Annotated in this window: 19 protein-coding genes; 17 read left to right on the top strand and 2 right to left on the bottom strand. The window is 67.9% G+C overall.

The window, feature by feature from the left end:
- Positions 1-80: 80 nt before the first annotated feature.
- Positions 81-560 (bottom strand): pyridoxamine 5'-phosphate oxidase family protein, encoded by a 480-nt coding sequence (locus tag ACWEQQ_RS07930; RefSeq protein WP_452347668.1) that lies wholly within the window; start codon positions 558-560, stop codon positions 81-83.
- Positions 561-684: 124 nt separating this feature from the next.
- Between ACWEQQ_RS07930 and ACWEQQ_RS07935 the strand changes: the two genes are divergently transcribed.
- Positions 685-2,634, top strand: a complete 1,950-nt coding sequence (locus ACWEQQ_RS07935) for a GMC family oxidoreductase N-terminal domain-containing protein (RefSeq protein WP_452347669.1) — start codon at positions 685-687, stop codon at positions 2,632-2,634.
- Positions 2,635-2,680: 46 nt separating this feature from the next.
- Here the strand turns inward: ACWEQQ_RS07935 and ACWEQQ_RS07940 are convergent, their stop codons facing one another.
- Positions 2,681-3,289: a TetR family transcriptional regulator gene (locus ACWEQQ_RS07940; RefSeq protein WP_452338810.1), complete on the bottom strand. Its 609-nt coding sequence runs from the start codon at positions 3,287-3,289 to the stop codon at positions 2,681-2,683.
- A 108-nt stretch (positions 3,290-3,397) separates the two neighbouring features.
- On the opposite strand from ACWEQQ_RS07940, the gene ACWEQQ_RS07945 reads away from it, so the two are divergent.
- The 16 genes from ACWEQQ_RS07945 to ACWEQQ_RS08020 all read left to right on the top strand — a co-directional run bounded on the left by ACWEQQ_RS07945 (position 3,398) and on the right by ACWEQQ_RS08020 (position 16,953).
- Entirely contained in the window at positions 3,398-4,636 is a 1,239-nt protein-coding gene (locus ACWEQQ_RS07945; RefSeq protein WP_452338809.1) for an alkane 1-monooxygenase, read from the top strand.
- Entirely contained in the window at positions 4,636-4,821 is a 186-nt protein-coding gene (locus ACWEQQ_RS07950; protein ID WP_452347670.1) for a rubredoxin, read from the top strand. Before ACWEQQ_RS07945 ends, ACWEQQ_RS07950 begins: the two co-directional genes overlap by 1 nt.
- The gene (locus ACWEQQ_RS07955; protein ID WP_452347671.1) at positions 4,818-5,000 is read left to right on the top strand and encodes a rubredoxin; all 183 of its coding nucleotides are present in this window, start codon (positions 4,818-4,820) and stop codon (positions 4,998-5,000) included. The genes ACWEQQ_RS07950 and ACWEQQ_RS07955 overlap by 4 nt, the downstream gene beginning before the upstream one ends.
- Positions 4,997-6,286, top strand: coding sequence for an NAD(P)/FAD-dependent oxidoreductase (locus ACWEQQ_RS07960; protein ID WP_452338806.1), 1,290 nt, complete (start codon positions 4,997-4,999; stop codon positions 6,284-6,286). The genes ACWEQQ_RS07955 and ACWEQQ_RS07960 overlap by 4 nt, the downstream gene beginning before the upstream one ends.
- A 299-nt stretch (positions 6,287-6,585) precedes the next feature.
- Positions 6,586-7,416, top strand: coding sequence for an MlaE family ABC transporter permease (locus ACWEQQ_RS07965; RefSeq protein WP_452338805.1), 831 nt, complete (start codon positions 6,586-6,588; stop codon positions 7,414-7,416).
- Positions 7,416-8,285, top strand: a complete 870-nt coding sequence (locus ACWEQQ_RS07970; protein WP_379384822.1) for an MlaE family ABC transporter permease — start codon at positions 7,416-7,418, stop codon at positions 8,283-8,285. The genes ACWEQQ_RS07965 and ACWEQQ_RS07970 overlap by 1 nt, the downstream gene beginning before the upstream one ends.
- A 3-nt stretch (positions 8,286-8,288) precedes the next feature.
- Positions 8,289-9,317 carry an MlaD family protein gene (locus ACWEQQ_RS07975; protein WP_452347672.1) on the top strand — a complete coding sequence of 343 codons (1,029 nt, stop codon included), beginning with the start codon at positions 8,289-8,291 and terminating at the stop codon, positions 9,315-9,317.
- Entirely contained in the window at positions 9,314-10,321 is a 1,008-nt protein-coding gene (locus tag ACWEQQ_RS07980) for an MCE family protein (protein ID WP_452347673.1), read from the top strand. The genes ACWEQQ_RS07975 and ACWEQQ_RS07980 overlap by 4 nt, the downstream gene beginning before the upstream one ends.
- Entirely contained in the window at positions 10,321-11,334 is a 1,014-nt protein-coding gene (locus tag ACWEQQ_RS07985; protein WP_452347674.1) for an MlaD family protein, read from the top strand. Before ACWEQQ_RS07980 ends, ACWEQQ_RS07985 begins: the two co-directional genes overlap by 1 nt.
- Positions 11,335-12,264 carry an MCE family protein gene (locus ACWEQQ_RS07990; RefSeq protein ID WP_452347675.1) on the top strand — a complete coding sequence of 310 codons (930 nt, stop codon included), beginning with the start codon at positions 11,335-11,337 and terminating at the stop codon, positions 12,262-12,264.
- Positions 12,261-13,286 carry an MlaD family protein gene (locus ACWEQQ_RS07995; protein ID WP_452338800.1) on the top strand — a complete coding sequence of 342 codons (1,026 nt, stop codon included), beginning with the start codon at positions 12,261-12,263 and terminating at the stop codon, positions 13,284-13,286. The genes ACWEQQ_RS07990 and ACWEQQ_RS07995 overlap by 4 nt, the downstream gene beginning before the upstream one ends.
- The gene (locus ACWEQQ_RS08000; RefSeq protein ID WP_452347676.1) at positions 13,287-14,237 is read left to right on the top strand and encodes an MlaD family protein; all 951 of its coding nucleotides are present in this window, start codon (positions 13,287-13,289) and stop codon (positions 14,235-14,237) included.
- A gap of 14 nt (positions 14,238-14,251) precedes the next feature.
- Positions 14,252-14,941 carry a hypothetical protein gene (locus ACWEQQ_RS08005; RefSeq protein WP_452347677.1) on the top strand — a complete coding sequence of 230 codons (690 nt, stop codon included), beginning with the start codon at positions 14,252-14,254 and terminating at the stop codon, positions 14,939-14,941.
- Between the two features lie 62 nt (positions 14,942-15,003).
- A complete protein-coding gene (locus ACWEQQ_RS08010) occupies positions 15,004-15,585 on the top strand; it encodes a TetR/AcrR family transcriptional regulator (protein ID WP_452347699.1) in 582 nt (193 codons plus the stop codon).
- Complete coding sequence (locus ACWEQQ_RS08015; RefSeq protein WP_452338797.1) at positions 15,582-16,220, top strand: TetR/AcrR family transcriptional regulator; 639 nt, start codon at positions 15,582-15,584, stop codon at positions 16,218-16,220. The genes ACWEQQ_RS08010 and ACWEQQ_RS08015 overlap by 4 nt, the downstream gene beginning before the upstream one ends.
- Before the next feature lie 118 nt (positions 16,221-16,338).
- Positions 16,339-16,953: a class I SAM-dependent methyltransferase gene (locus ACWEQQ_RS08020; RefSeq protein ID WP_452347678.1), complete on the top strand. Its 615-nt coding sequence runs from the start codon at positions 16,339-16,341 to the stop codon at positions 16,951-16,953.
- Positions 16,954-16,972: the final 19 nt, after the last annotated feature.

Raw genomic sequence — 16,972 nt, forward strand, 5'->3', positions numbered from 1 at the left:
CTCGCCGAGCAACTTTCGCACGCCCGACGCCTGCAGAGAAGTGTCGAATCGTGCCAACCCGGCGAACCGGCTCGGCCCCACTACTGCCAGAGATGAGACATCATGTGCGGGTACCGAACCGGTCGATAGTCGGTGAAGGTGAGATCCCGAACATGGCTGAAATCCGACCACAGCAGTCGGCCGCCCTTGAGGCGCACGGGAATTCGCACCCGATTCCGTACCTGCCGCAGTTCCTCGTCGGTGGCGAGGCGCTTCGCGCCTACCGTGCCGTAGAGGCGGACCCCGGGCGGGGCCGCGAAGCGCGCCGTCAGCAGGGACCGGAACCAGAACAGCGGACTGCTGTCCACGGCCAGCACGCACACCCGGGAATCGGCGTCCAGGTTGCGGGCCAGCGCCTCGGTGTACTGGTCGAAATAGAACCCGGTTCCGGTGTCGCCCAGGAAGACCGTGCCGATCGGCGTGACATGCGGCGAACCGTCCGCATTCACCGAGGCGATCGCGCAGTGTCCGGCGCGGGATACGGTGTCGCGGATGCGATCCCAGTTCTGGTCGAGTGTCACGCGTGGTCCTGACCGGTTCGGACGGATGGGGCGATTCGAGGGTAGCCGGATTCCGGCGAGACAAGTGAGGGCGGTGTGCCGCATTTGCAGGGACAGCGGCGGGGGTGTGGCGCATGATGGCGGCATGGCTTCAGACGCGGCGCGGCGTGCCGTACTCGGAATGGTGTGTGACAGCTTCGCGCCGGGGGACGGGGGTGATCTGCCGGCGGCCACCGAGCTGGGGGTGGTCGACACCGTCACCGAACTACTCGGGCGCAATCCGCGGGAGGCGGAACGCCGGCAGTTCGAACTGCTGATGCGCGTATGGGATTCACGGCTGTTCGGGTTGCTCAACGGCGCGGGCTGGCGGAAGTTCTCGCGGCTGAGCGCCGAGGACCGGGAGCGGTGGCTGCTGGGGATGGCCAATTCGCGGCTCGAGCAGAAGCGGTCGCTGTTCCAGGCATTGAAGGGGGCGGCGGTCACCTCCTACTACTTGACGCCCGGGCCCACCGGGATCAATCCGGTGTGGGATCGGATCGGCATTCCGCCCGCCTTCGGGCCGGTCGAGGGCGCGCAGCGCGGGCTCAGCCCGCAGCGTCCGGATGCCGACACCACCGTCGTGTGCGATGTGGTCGTCATCGGGTCGGGTGCGGGCGGCGGCACGGCCGCGGCGGTGCTGGCCCGGGCCGGGCTCGACGTGGTGGTGCTGGAACGCGGTGAGTACTACGACGATCCGGATTTCGGCATCGGCGAGAAGGAAGGCTTCCTGAAGCTGTACGCCCCCGGCCCGGCCGCCACCGCCGAAGGTCAGCTCGGGCTGGTCGCGGGGACCGCGCTGGGCGGCGGCACGGTGGTCAACTGGACCACCTCCTTCCGCACCCCGGACGATGTCCGCGCGGAATGGGCCCGGCTGGGCGCACGGCAGTTCGCCGAGCAGGAGTACACCGACGCCCTCGAGGCCGTGGTGTCGCGCCTCGGGGTGAACCTCGATCACTCACCCGCCTCACACCGCGACGAGATTCTCGAGCGCGGCCTGCGCAAGCTGGACTGGCACGTCGAGCCGCTGCCGCGCAATGTGACCCACTGCGATGCCGGAATCGAATGCGGGCGTTGCGGTTTCGGCTGCCGGATCGGCGCGAAGCAGTCGGTGGTCAAGACCTGGCTGGCGGATGCGGCCGCGGCGGGCGCACGCCTGTTCGTGGGCACCGATGTGCGGCGCATCGTGGTTGCCAATGGCAGCGCCACCGGCGTGGAAGCCGTGACGGCCGAGGGTCGTTCGGTCTGGGTGCGGGCCCGCGCGGTGGTGGTCGCCGCCGGGGCCATCCAGACCCCCGCCCTGTTGCGCCGTTCCGGCCTGGGCAACCGCAATATCGGCGACTTCCTCCGATTGCACCCGGCCACAGCGGTTTTCGGGGTCTTCGACGAGGATATCCGCCCCTGGGAGGGCGGCATGCAGACCCGCTACTCCAAGCAGGACGGCGACCTCGACGGGAACGGATACGGCGTCATCTACGAGACCGGCCCCATGACCCCGGGCATGTCGGTCGGCTTCCAGGCCTGGACCGGCGCGGTCGCCCATCGCGACCGCATGCTGAAGCTCGCCAATACCGTGGCCGTCGGCGTGATCACCCGCGACCGCGACCACGGCTCGGTCGAGACCGACCGCCGGGGTGAGGCGGTGGTGCGCTACCGCATCTCCGCCCGCGATGCCGCCCACATGCACACCGGAATCGTCAATGCCGCACGCATTCTGGAGGCGGCCGGGGCGGAGCGGATCTACTCCGGCCATCAGGCCGGAGTCGGCTACGCGCCCGGCGCGAGCGGTTCGCACGAGGAGTTCGCCGCGCAGGCCGCCGCGGCCGGGTACGCGCCGGGCCGGTGCTCGATGGGCGCGCTGCACATCATGGGCTCGGCCCGCATGGGCGGCTCACCCGCGGATTCGGCCACCAATCCCGACGGTGTCACCTGGGACGTCCCGAATATCGTGGTGGCCGACGGCTCCTGCTTCCCGACCGCCTCCGGCGTGAACCCGATGGTCAGCATCGAGGCCATCGCCCACATGAACGCCACCAGGCTCGCCGCGCGCCTGACCTGATTTCGTCCCGACCTGGCGAGACGGCCCGATCCGCCTGCGCGGCAGGCTATTCCAGCGCCGCGCCGAAGGCGCCGACGATCACCCGATGGATCTGGCCGACGGCCCGGTCGATCGGGCCCGTCGGCTGGAACAGATGGCTCAGCGCGAGCCGGACCAAGACCTCCGACATCGAGGTCAGCTCGGCATCGCTCATATCCTCGAGCCCGTACTGCGTGCGAAGCGCGCCCGAGACCGCGGTGATCGCGCGGCCCAGAACCGGCTCGGTCTCGGTCATCAGCACCGGCAGCAGGGCGGTGTCGGTCTCCGACCGTCCGGCCAGTACCGCCTTGAGCAGGGTGTTGTCGGCGCCGGTCCGCAGCGTGTAGTCGACCGCCTGGGTCATGCCGGCCGCCACGTCCGCGGGATGCGCGGCCAGGCTCTCGGCGATGCCGACCAGGAAGACGTCGACCTCCTGCTGGATCACCACTTCGGCCAGCTCGTGCTTGTTGGCGAATTCCTTGTAGAGCACCGGCCGGCTCACGCCGACCTCCTTGGCCAGCCGCGACATGTTCACCGCGCCCCAGCCCTCGGTGATGACTATCCGCCGGCCCGCGTCGATGATCCGCTCGCGCAGCAACTGCCGCATCTCTGTCTGGAAGTTCGGCGCTTCAACCACGTCCTGATGGTACATGAGCTCAACTTTCGTCCCGTCGTTGACAGACTGGATCACAGTGTATCTAATGAATACAGTTCTTCGGAAAGTGTAAATGCAAGGAGTACGGCAATGACGACGTCTCGTTCTCGAGTTGGACGCAGCCGGCAGTCGGAGGCTTCGGCCCGCCCTCAGTGGCGTGACCGCAAGCGATATCTGTGGTTGTTCGGGCTCGTACCCCCGACCGCCCTGTTCGTGGCGATGGTGCTGGTGTGGGCATTCAACGAGCTCGGCTGGTCGGTCGTCGCCCCGGTCTGGTGGTGGATCGGCCCGCTGCTGGTGTACGGGCTGTTGCCGGTGCTGGACCGCTTCTTCGGCCCGGACGGCCAGAACCCGCCCGACGAGGTGATGGAGTACCTGGAGAACGACAAGTACTACCGGTACTGCGTCTACACCTACATTCCCTTCCAGCTGCTGAGCCTGACCGTCGCCTGCTACCTGTGGACCGCGAGCGACCTGTCCTGGCTGGGCATCGACGGCGGCCTCGGCGTGGTCTCCAAGATCGGCCTGGCGCTGAGCATGGGTGTCATGGGCGGCGTCGGCATCAACACCGCGCACGAACTCGGCCACAAGAAGGACGAATTGGAGCGCTGGCTGTCGAAGATCACGCTCGCCCAGACCTGCTACGGCCACTTCTACATCGAGCACAACCGCGGCCATCACGTGCGGGTGGCCACGCCCGAGGATCCGGCCAGCGCCCGCTTCGCCGAGACTTTCTGGTCCTTCCTGCCGCGCAGCGTGTGGGGCAGCCTGCGCTCGTCGTGGGAGCTGGAGGCCAAGCGACTGGAGCGACTGGGCAAGCGCCCGTGGACGATTCGCAACGACGTGCTCAACGCCTGGCTGATGTCGGTGGTGCTGTGGGGCGTGCTGGCCGCGGTCTTCGGCCCGGCGGTGCTGCCCTGGCTGGTGATCCAGGCGATCTACGGTTTCACCCTGCTCGAGACCGTCAACTACCTCGAGCACTACGGCCTCATGCGTCAGAAGACCGCCAGCGGTCGCTACGAGCGGTGCACCCCGGAGCACAGCTGGAACTCCGACCACATCGTCACGAATATCTTCCTGTACCACCTGCAGCGGCACAGCGATCATCACGCGAACCCCACCCGCCGCTATCAGACGCTGCGCAGTATGGACGGCGCGCCGAACCTGCCCAGCGGCTACGCCAGCATGATCTCGCTGGCTTACTTCCCGCCACTGTGGCGGCGGGTGATGGATCACCGGGTGCTCGAGCACTATTCGGGCGACATCACCAAGGTGAACATCCAGCCCCGCAAGCGGGCGCGCGTGCTGGCGAAGTACGGGGTGGCGTGATGTCCTCCTACCGTTGCCCGGTCTGCGATTACGTCTACGACGAGGTGAAAGGCGCGCCGCGGGAAGGCTTCCCGGCCGGCACCCTCTGGTCCGCCGTCCCCGACGACTGGTGCTGCCCCGACTGCGGGGTGCGCGAAAAGATCGATTTCGAACCCACTTCCACCTCGACGGGACACCACTCATGACCGACTACAAACTCTTCCGCTGCCTGCAGTGCGGCTTCGAATACGACGAGGCCCTGGGCTGGCCCGAGGACGGCATCGCCGCCGGCACCCGCTGGGACGACATCCCCGACGACTGGTCCTGCCCGGATTGCGGCGCCGCCAAGAGCGATTTCGAGATGGTCGAGGTCAGCCGCGCGTGAGTGGCCGCATCGTCATCGTGGGTGCGGGCGTCGCGGGTGCCACCGCCGCCCGCACCCTGCGCACCGAGGGCTACACCGGTGAGATCGTGCTGCTCGGCGCGGAACCCGGCCACCCGTACCGCCGCCCCATGGTGTCGAAGGAACTCCTCGCCGGAACCGTCGAGGACCGCCGGACCCTGTTGCAGCCCACGGACTTCTGGCACACCCACCGGATCGACCTGCGCCCCGGCACCACGGTCGAATCCATCGACCCGGGCCCGGCGCTGGTGTGGCTGGCCGACGGCACGGCGATCGGCTACGACACCCTGCTACTGGCCACCGGAGCCCGGCCGCGCGCATTGTCGATGGCTGCCACGCCGGTCCGCCCCGATCTCGACCGCAGGGGTGTCGAGATCGGGGGACGGCGTCCCGGCACGGGCGAGCGGATCCACACCCTGCGCGGCCGGGCGGATGCGGAGGTCCTGCGGGAGGCGATCGCACAGGGCCGGTCGCTGCTGATCGTCGGGGCCGGGCTGATCGGGTGCGAGGTCGCGGCAACCGCACGGGGGCTGGGTGCGGAGGTCACGGTACTGGACGCGGCGGCTGTGCCGCTGGAGCGCGTCGCGCCACGGGCGATCGGCGATTATCTCCGGAAGTTGCACGCGGACAACGGGGTTGCGATCCACACCGACGTCCGGCTGACGCATCTCGCCCAGGACGGTGCGGAGGTGGTCGCCGTGGCCGCCGATGACAGCACCTGGACGGCGGCCGCGATGCTGGTCGCGATCGGATCTGTCCCGGACACTCGGCTCGCCGAGGCTGCCGGGCTCGCGGTGGGTGACGGGATTCGGGTGGACGAGCACTATCGGACATCCGCGCCCGGGGTCTATGCGGCCGGTGACGCGGTGGCCCGATTCGATCCCGTGTCGGGCGGGTATCGGCGCGAGGAGCATTGGAACAGCGCCCAGTCCCAGGGTGCGGCGGCGGCCCGATCGATGCTGGGATTGCCCGCCGCGGCTGCTGAGGTCCCCTGGGGCTGGTCGCTGCAGTATGGCCGGAACGTGCAGTTCGCGGGCGTAATCCACGCCGGTGACGAGCTGGTGGTGCGGGGCCGGGTCGAGGCCGGGGACGCGACGGTGCTCGCGCTGCGCGAGGGCCGCGCGACCGGTGCGGTGGCCATTGCCCGGCCGGCGGAGTTCCGGGCGGCAAAGGACCTGATCGGGCGGGGCGCGGTGCTGGATCCCGGTGCCTGCGTGGACGAATCCCGGCCGCTGGCCGAGGCGGTCGCACTGTCCGGACAGTCGTGAGGGCATGCGCCCGCAGTTGAGCTAACCGCCCGCAAAATCCGAAATGCCGCTGGACCAGTCGAATGGCTCAGCGGTATTTCGCATTTGCCGACTCATTGCTGAAACTTGCTGGTAGGGCATGCTGTTCGCGCGGCGCGCGTATCTTTCCCCGGCCGGCGGGCCCCTGTCAAGCCCGCGAGTATTTCCGTGAAGACTGACACGTCAGTCCGAAATCTGTATTACTGTCTCGGTCAGTTCGAACCGGTCAGCAGAGGGACCGGTCGGCATCGACCAACAGTGGGGCTGTGGGGTGGTGAACATTGGTCGACAAGGCTGTTCGGGGGCCGGAACCGTTGGTACGGCAGGCAATCGAATTCGTTCTCTCGGGGCTGCGGACATTCGGACGCACCATTCAGCTGGCGACCGCGGCCTTCCGGTTCCTGGTCGTCGACATCGTCACACTGCGCCATCCGTGGCGTGACACGCTACAGCAGGGCTGGTTCATCGTCAGCGTGACGGCGATTCCCGCTGTGCTGGTGTCGGTTCCGTTCGGCGTCATCGTGGCGGTGCAGGTGGGGAGCCTGACCCAGCAGGTGGGGGCGAGCTCGGTGTCCGGCGCGGCCGGCGGCCTGGGCGTGATCCGGCAGGGCGCGCCCATGGTGACCGCGCTGCTGCTGGGCGGCGCGGCCGGGTCGGCCATCGCCTCGGATCTGGGTGCGCGCACCATTCGCGACGAAGTGGATGCCTTGCGCGTCATGGGAATCGACCCGGTGCGCCGGCTGGTCGCGCCGCGGCTGGCCGCCATGATCGCGCTCACGCCGCTGCTGTGCATGCTGATCATCTTCATGGGCGTGTTCACCGGCTATGTGATCGCCGTCGGTTTCCAGGGCGTGACGCCCGGCTCCTACCTGTCCGCGTTCGCGGCCTTCGCCAAGCTGACCGACCTGTGGGTGGCCATCGCGAAGTCGATCGTCTTCGGGGTGATCGTGCTGGTGGTGTCCTGTCAGCGCGGACTCGAGGCCACGGCCGGCCCGCGCGGGGTGGCCAATGCCGTGAACGCCGCGGTGGTGATCGGCGTGATCGCCGCCTTCGGCGTGAATCTGGTGATCACCCAGCTGGTTTCGATGTTCATCCCGACGCAGGTGGGCTGATGACACAGGTACCAGCCAGATACGCGCCGCTCGGGACGGCGGGCCGGGTCATCGGCGCGAGCGCGCAGGCGCCCCTGTCCGTCTTCGAATCCCTGGGCCACCAGGCGACTTTCGTCTACGAGGTGCTCGCCGCCATCCCGCACACGCTGCGGATCTACCGCCGCCAGACCATGCTCATCCTGTCCGACATCACCTGGGGCTCCGGGGCGATCATCGTCGGCGGCGGCACCGTTGCGGTGCTGGCGTTCCTGGGCATCGCGGTCGGCGGCTCCATCGGGGTGGAGGGTTTCACCGCGCTGAACATGGTCGGCATGGGCCCGCTCACGGGGTTCGTCTCCGCCTACGCCAATACCCGCGAGATGGCGCCCATGGTGGCGGCCATCGGCTTTGCGGCCCAGGCGGGTTGCCGCATGACGGCCGAGATCGGAGCCATGCGCATCTCCGAGGAGATCGACGCGCTGGAGGCCATCGGCATCCGGCCCATGCCCTTCGTGGTGACCACCCGCGTGATCGCGGGCGTGATCACCATCGTGCCGTTGCACCTGCTCACGCTGATCCTGTCGTACCTCTCGTGCGCGACCGTGGTGAACGTGCTGCACGGGCAGTCCTCGGGTACCTACTACCACTATTTCGACGCCTTCCTGCAGCCCGGCGATGTGCTGGCCTCACTGGTCAAGGCGACGATCTTCGTGGTCGTCATCATTCTCATCCACGGCTACCAGGGCTTCTACGCCTCGGGCGGACCGGAGGGCGTGGGCCGGGCCTCGGGCCGGGCGATTCGCGCCAGTCTGGTGCTGGTGGTCATCCTGGACATGATCCTCACGATCGTGATCTGGGGCCTGGATGTCGGCATCCGGATCTCGGGGTGAAACATGGCCGTGTTCAAGGACTATTCCGGCCGTAGCGCCGGTCCCTGGATGCTGCGGGCGCGCGGCCTGGTGGTCGCCATCGTGCTCGTCACTGTGACGATTGTCGTGAGTTCCTATGCGCGGGGCGGTTTCTCGGACCGGTTCGAGGTCACCGTCGATGCCGCGACGCTGGGTGAGGGCCTGGCCCCGGGCGCGGAGGTGAAGTTCCGCGGCTACGCCATCGGCACCGTCGAGAAGGTCGAGACCGTCGGCTACGGGCATCAGCGCATCGGTCTCGCGATCGAGCGCCGCCAGGCCGACGCCCTCACCGACGACGTCAGCGCACGCTTCACCTCGTCGAACGTATTCGGTTCCAGCGCCATCGAATTGGTGCCGGGCACCGACGGCAGGAAGCTGCGCGAGCACACGGTGCTGCAGATCGGGGCGAACGCCACCAATGCCACCGTGGCCGGGGTTTTCCGGCGCGCCGCGCGCCTCACCCAGGTGCTGGATTCGGCGGCGGTGCACCGGCTGTTCGACCTGCTGCTCGACAATGCCCCGAGCATGGGCCCGGTACTGCAGTCGTTCTTCGCGACCGCGAAGCTGCTGGCCGACGGTCAGCAGAACACCCTGGCCCACTACCTGCGCATCGGCGGGGACATGACCGGGGCGTTCCGGGACCTGACCCCCTCGGCCGGGCACGCCATCCTGGCCGTGCTCGAGCAGAGCGCCTACTTCGGCGATCCGGAGAACCAGGCGCGCACCAACAAGTCCACCAATGGCGTGAACGACGCGGTGCTGGTGGGGCTTTCGAATCTGCTGCAGCAGAACAACCCGGATCTGCAGAAGATCCTCGACAGCATTCTGGACCTGGCGGTGCCGATCAGTGTGTCGGTGGGGTCGGTGGCCCCGGCCTACAACCGGGTGCCGAATCTGCTGCAGGCCATGGACGGCGCCTTCCCGGTGGTGGACGGCCGGGTCCGGCTACAGCTCGAGCTGATCGCAAAAACCATGCCGTACCTGGCCGATTCGCTGGCGGGAGGGGCGAAATGAGCGACATCACCAAATCGGCCCTCAAGCTGACCGTCTTCCTGGTGGTCGTGGCCGCCTGCACCACCTTCATCGTGACGGCGCTGCGCACCCCGATTCCCGGTGACAAGGTCACCTACGATGCCGTGTTCACCGATGTCTCCGGGCTTTTCGCCGGTGACTCGGTGCGCATGTCCGGCGTCGCGGTCGGCAAGGTGGAGTCGGTGTCGCTGGACGGTACTCGGGCGCGGGTGCATTTCACGGTGGATCGGACGCGGCCGGTATACGACAACACCAAGGCCGCGGTCCGCTATCAGAACCTCATCGGACAGCGGTACGTCGAGCTGCTCACCGAGGGGCAGGGTGGAGCGAAACTGGCTGCCGGAGGCACGATTCCGGTGGAGCGGACGATACCGAGCTTCGATGTGTCCAAGCTGTTCAACGGCTTCGAGCCGATGTTCGACACCTTGGATCCGGCGCAGCTCAACCAATTCGGCACCAACCTGCTGCGGGTCATCCAGGGCGACGGCTCGGGTATCGGGCCGGTGCTGGCGGATCTGGACACACTCACCAAGCACGCCCGCAACAGCGAGGCCGTGATCGTGCTGCTCATCCGGAATCTTGGGATGGTCGCCGATTCCCTCGGCGGCAAGTCCAAGGCGGTGGGCGATCTGGTGCAGCAGCTCTCGGGCATCCTGCACCAGTTCACGGCCAAGACCCGGACCATGCTGAGCGCGGTCGACACCGCGAAAGGCGTGCTGGGGCCGATGGTTCCGATCCTGGAGGAGGGTCGCGACGCCTTCGACACCGGCTACGGACCGGTCGACGGGCTGTTGCGGCGGCTGGTGCCGCAGACCGATCAGCTCACCCAGATCCTCGCCCTCACGCCGCAATTGGTGACCGGACTGAACCAATCGGTGCCGGGTCAGGGCTACCAGCCGCGCATCACGTGCTCGCACGGTGAGGCCGCGCTCCCGGCCGTGGTCGGCGTCATCCTGTCCAACCAGAAACTGGTGGTGTGCAACTGATGAGAGCACTGATCGCCTATGCCGGCGAGCTGATTCGGGACGTACTCACCGGGCGCGGGGACCAGAACACCCAATTACGCTGGGGGATGGCCGGTGTCATGGTGTGCGTGATCGCGCTGGCCATCGCCGGGGCGCTGTATGTGATCCCGTTCGGGCAGCGCACCTACGTCGCCGACTTCAAGATCTCCGGTGGTGCGCGCTCGGGGGACGAGGTGCGGGTGGCCGGCATCAATGTCGGCAAGATCCGCGCCGTGGACCTGGTCGGCGACCACGTCGAGGTCAGCTTCACGGTGAATCACGAGGTGCGCGTGGGGGATCGGTCCGCGGTCGAGGTCAAGATGCTGACCCCGATCGGCGGCCACTACCTGGCGCTGTCCCCGGCCGGGGACAAGGAGCTCGCCGCGAAGCACATTCCGCCGGAGCGAACCGCCACCCCGTTCGAGCTGAGCGACATTCTCGACAAGGGCACCCCGATCTTCGGCAAGGTCGACGCCGCCACCATGCGCGGCACCATCGGGCAGCTGAATTCGGCGCTGGCGCAACAGCCCGACGCGCTGCGCGGGGTCATCGGCAATGCCAACGAGCTGACCGGGCTGCTCGCCGAGCGCACCGACCAGCTCAACAGCGCGCTCGAGGTGTCCGACGAGTACATCGCCGCCATTGCCGACGACAAGGCGCTGCTCGCGGATTTCGTGAAACAGCTGGGCGCCGTGGCCGACCAGCTGGGCAATCGCAAGGACGACATCGTGAGCATGTTCAACCTGCTCAAAAGGCTGCTGGTCATCCTGCACCGGCCGATCATGGCCTACGGCGACAGCATCGAGCCGTCGGTGACGCAATTCGAGCAGCTGGTCTCCAAGGTGACCGCGGACCCGGATCGGATCGACACCGTCATCAACGGGATGCGCGATGTCATCAACCGGCTCAACGGGATGCTGGGTACTCAGTTGAAAGTGGATCAGCCGGCCGCCGGAGTCCAGTTGTGCATTCCCTACGAAGGCAAGGCGTGCTGAATGAAATGGGGCAGGGCAGCACTCGCCGCCGGGGTCGCCGTCGCGGTGGTGGCCGCCGGGGTGACCGGGGTGTCGTGGGCGAATTCGAAACGCGATCCGAAACAGCGCGTGTGCGCGGAATTCACCGATACCGTCGGCCTCTACCAGGGCAATAGCGTGACCATGCTCGGCGTCGAGGTCGGCACCGTCGCCAAGATCGAGGCCATGGGCGACCGCATGCGGGTCACCATGAGCGTCGATGATTCGGTGCAACTCCCGGCCGATATCCAGGCCGTCACCATGTCGAGTTCCATTGTGACGGACCGGCATGTGGAACTCACCAAGCCGTACACCGGCGGCACCCGATTCGACACCTCGCGATGCATTCCGCTGGAGCGGACCAGAACGCCGATCGGCATCAGCGAGGCGCTCGACGCCATGGGAAAGCTCGCCGGTGACCTGACCGGGGGCGGCGGTACCGGCGGCAAACCCGACACCTTGCTCGACGACACCCTCACCGCGGCGAACAATGCCATCGACGGCACCGGGCAGCAATGGAATCAATTGCTGCAGCGGCTGTCCGCGGTGATCGGCGATCCCACCCAGAAGGATGCCGTCTTCCGGCGGCTGGTCGACAATCTGGACCAGCTCACCACCATGTTCGTGACCAACTGGCCGGATATGGCGGAGGTGCTGAACAATCTGCGCGCCGGGCTCCAGCTGATCGGACAGTTCTCCGCCGAATTCTCCGGTGCGGTGGATATCGCGGTGGAGTTCCTCCCGGTGATCGCCCGCAATGTGGGCAAATACGATCAGCAGATCTTCGGCCTGCTGGATGCGGTACTGCCGCAGGCGCACACCTTCGTCCAGCAGCACGAGGGCGATATCACTTCGCTGCTGGCCGCCCTCCCGCCACTGGCCGCGCAACTCCCGCAAGTGGGTGCGAAATGAGGCGCGCACCGGTCCTGAGACGCACCGCGATCCGGCTGGCGCCGCTCATCACGGCGGCCACGCTGGTGCTGACCGGCTGCGGGGTGAAGGCCACCGACATCCCGATTCCGGGCACCTATCCCTCCGGCGACACCTACACCGTGCGAATCGAATTCGGCTCGGTGCTGAACCTGCCGGACCGCGCCAAGGTGATCGCCGACGGCGTCGAGGTCGGCATGCTCGATCACATCGATCTGATCGGCACCACCGCGGTGGCGACGGTGAAACTGCACACCGACGCCAAACTGCCGAAGAACACGACCGCGGAATTGCGGCAGTCCACGATTCTGGGCGATATCCACATCGCGCTGGAAGCGCCCCAGCACGCGGACACCTCGTTCCTCGCCAACGGTGATGTGATCCCGATGTCGCAGACCGTTCCCGCCACGAATGTGGAGGACATTCTGCGGGCACTGTCCAACATCATCACCGGTGGACGCTGGTCCGATATCCAGAAGCTGGTCACCGACGTGAACGCGGCGTTCCCGTCGGATCCGGCCGAGCTGGACCGGATCAATGCGGCGGGCCGTGCGGCGCTGCACGACATGGCCTCGCACACCGACGATCTGAATCGCATTCTCACCTCGGCCCAGCAGATCACCGCCAAACTGGAATCCGGCCGCGGGGCGGTGGACCAGATCCTCACGCTCGGGCCCGACCGGGCCGCCGGATTGTCGGATGTGCTGCTGGCGGTGGTCAACCTGATCATCAGCGGCGGCCCGCTGGCCAAGAACGCCGGCGACCTGCTGCTGCCGCACGTCGGCGACTTCCGCTCGATCGTGTCGATTCTCGCGCCGACCGCGGTCACGGCCGGATACGCCGACCTGACCCTGGCGGCCGACCTCGACACCTTCCACACCCTGCTGAAGGAGAAGATCATCCCCTTCCTCAGCGCCCCGGATGTGAAGGTGCAGCGGGTGTCCGCCGAGGTGCAGGCCGACCAGCTGATCACCACACTGCGCTCGATCGGGATGGTGCCCTAGATGAAACTCTCACTCTCCGGGCCGGTTTCGCTGGTCATGCTACTGGTGCTCACCCTGGTCTGCGGCAGCTACCTGGCCGTCGGCGTGCTGAATCTGGACCCGCGCCGCCGGCACAACACCGTCACCGTGCTGCTGGACAGCTCCGGCGGCCTGATGAAGACCTCCGAGGTGACGCTGCGCGGCCTGCCCATCGGCAAGGTCCGCGATATCGGCGCCACCGGCCGCGGATTGGCCGTCACCCTCGAATACGACTCGAAATATCGGATTCCCGTGGACAGCGTGGTGCAGATCGCCAACCTGTCGGCGGCGGGCGAGCAATTCCTCGACTTCCGGCCGAGCGGCACCCAGGGGCCGTTCCTGCACGACGGCAGTGTGGTGCCGAACCGGCAGGTCAAGATCGCGACCACGGTCGGTGACGCGCTCGCCGAGCTGGACGCGCTGACCGCGCAACTGGATCCGGCCAAGCTGCAGAACCTGGCCACCACGGTCGCCGCCGGCTTCGAGGGCCGCGACGCCGATGTCGCCAACCTGAGCAGGGCGCTGGTCGGCACCGCGAACCTGGTGCGGGACAAGCGCGATGCCATCGCGCGGCTGTACGCGAACGTGCAGAACCTCGGCGACAAGTTCGACGGGCGCGCCCCCACTCTGAGTGCGGCCGCCGCGGACATCGACACCGCGCTGCCGGAGCTGCTGCACATCATCGCCGCGTTCCAGAACTACTCCTATATCGGCGAAAAGATCTACGACGATCCGATCGGGCCGCTGGTCACCAAGATCAATGACTATCTGCAGCTGATCGGGCCCGACCTGAGCCATATCGCCACCGTCCTGAAACCCGCGACCAGCGCGATCAAACCGCTGCGCGTCGACGCCGGCTCGATCGTGGACCTGCTGTCCACGGTGTTCCCGGGCGACGGCGCCGCCCGTGTGGCCATCGACATTCCTCGCTAGAGAGAAGGCAATTCGTGAGTGAGAACGAGAACACCGCGCACAACGACGAGACCGAGCAGACCGGCCCAACCGAGCAGACGGGAGCGACCGAGCAGACCGGCGCCGCCGAGCCGACCGGCGCGGCGGAACCGATCTCTATTCCGGTCCCAGCGCCCTCGAAAGCCGTGCCCGTCAAGAGTTTCGGCGAACGCGCCTACCCGGTGGTGACCGTCGCCGCTGCCGTGCTCGCGGTGGTGGCCGTGGTCCTCGGCGTGCTCTGGCACAACGCCTCCGGCGACTATCACGCGCTGAAGAACGGCCGGGCCGACCGCGACCGCGCCGCGCAGGTGGCCAAGGAATACACCCTGCGCTCGCTCACCTACGACTACCGCAACCTGCCCGCCTTCTTCGACGGCGTGGAGCGCGGCACCTCGGATGCGTTGCGCGACAGGTACACCCAGGTGCACGACACCCTGGCCAAGATCATGACCGACGCCCAGGTGGTGGCGACCGGCGATGTGGTCGGCAGCTCGGTGGAGGCCAAGGGCAACGACCAGTACACCGTCACCGTCTACGCCACCCAGAAAACCCAGAACGTGCAGCAGACCGACCCGGCGACCGTGCCGAACCTGCTGGTGCTGACCGTGGCCAAGAGCGGCGGCGACTGGCTGGTCACCGATTACGGCCCCAAGGACCTCGGCCAGAAGGGCGGGGCCGCGAAATAGCCTCGCGACGCATCGGGCGGCCGCCGCAGCCCGAACTCCCGTCGCGGCGTCGGCGGCAGATCATCGAGGCCGCCTTCGAGGTCTTCACCGCCAACGGCTACGAGGCCACCGCCATCTCCGAGGTGGCCGCCCGGGCGGGGATCGGACAGGGCACCGTCTACCGCTACTTCGGCAGCAAGCGCGAAATCCTCGACCACGTCATCGATCTCGGCATCGAGAAGGTGACCGACGCCATGGAACTCGACACCGTCCTCGGCGCCGCGGGCGAGGTCGGCGAGCTGGTCACGGCGGTGCGAGCGGCCCTCGACCGGCTCTGGGGCCTGCTCGAACGGGAGCCGCAGGTGCTGCGGCTGCTGGTGGTGGAGGCCGGGGCCATCGATCCGGAGCTGGCGCACCGGCTGCTCGGGCTGGAGGCGCTGATCGCCTCGCTCATTGCGGGGGAACTGACACGCGGCACGGAGGAAGGATGGATTCGTCCCGATATCGACCCGGACGTGCTGGGGCACACCATCCTCACCATGGTCGGGCCGTGGATCATGCGGGAACTGCTGGGCGCGGGCAATCCGGGCATCCGGGAGCGCAGCATGACCGTGATGATCGACGTCCTCGTCAAGACCCTGCGCCCCCGGAGCGCCCCGCCGTGACAGCCGGCCGGGCAGAGCGCGGCCGTCACCCGCGCGCCGCACAGCGCCGGGCCGAATTGGTCGGCGCCGCCTACGAATTGGTGATCACGCGTGGCTTCCGCGGCATCGGCGTGGACGACATCGCCACGGCCGCCGGGGTCAGCCACGGCACCTTCTACAACTACTTCGCCAACAAGCGCGACATTCTCGACGCCGTCATCGACCACTGCTTCACCCTCATTCGCACCCGCCTGCTGGGGCCCGAGGGGGACGACATCCCCGCTACCCTCGACGCCTTCTGCGCGCGTTACGCCCGTGTCGTCGACCGCTGCTATGACCTGGTCGAGACCGAACGCGGGCTGGTGAATTTCTTTCTGCTGGAGGCTTCTTCGATCGACGATCGAGTCCTGGACCGCTGCCTGCACCATGCCCGCGCCTATGGGGCGCAATCGGTGGACGTCGTGCGGCGCGGGATCGCCCACGGGTACCTGGATCCGTCGCTCGATCCCGAGATCGCGGGGGAGGTCCTACTCTCGATCCTGGTCTCGGCGCTGCTGGCGGCCCTACGCGCCGGATCCGACGGCCTCACCCAGGACCGTGTTCGCAACCAACTGGTCTCCTTCCTCCGGATTGCACTCGCCGGCGACCCGGAATGACCTCACTCGCGCGGCTGCCCAGGGCCGTCCGCGGACGGTGCTATGTTCGCCGGGTGGGGAGGAGATCAACTGTGGGCGTCGAGGTGACCGGGCTGCTCCACGATCCGGAGCGGGTGGCGTGAAGGCCCGGCTCGAGCGGGCGGCCGGCGAGCGGGCGGCGCGCATCGCCGAGCGGATCGCACCGTATCTGCCCGGGGCCGGGCGGGTGCTCGATGTCGGCTCCGGGACCGGCCACAATGCGGACCTGCTGCGCAAGATCACCGGGCTCGACGTGATCGAAACCGATGTCGTGGACATGCATGTCGTGGGGCACGGGCCGGTGCTGTGCGCGGACGGCGTGCTGCCGTTTCCCCGTGACGCCTTCGAGACAGCGCTGGTCCTGCACGTCCTGCAGTTCCCCGCCGATCCCGCGGCCGTGCTCGGTGAGACGGCCCGGGTGGCGTCGCGCGTGATCGTGCTCCAGTCCACCAGCGACGGCCGGCTGGGCCGCGCGTCGCTGGTGGTGCGCGGATTCTTCTTCGGGCGCTTGGCCTTTCAGTTCTCCCGGTTGGTCGGCTGCGTGGATTCCGGCATGGCGGCCGGTATCGCCCTCCAGGAACGGCGCGTGCTGTCCCGCGACGATGTCCGAGCCGCAGCGCGGGCGGCCGGGTTACGGGAGATCGTCTTCGACCCGGACCGCTGGCCGGCGCCCTTCGGCGGGCGCGACCTGTTCGTCTTCGACCGGGCACGATGAGGCTGTCGGTCCTCGCTCC

It is taken from the genome of Nocardia sp. NPDC004123 (assembly GCF_053603795.1).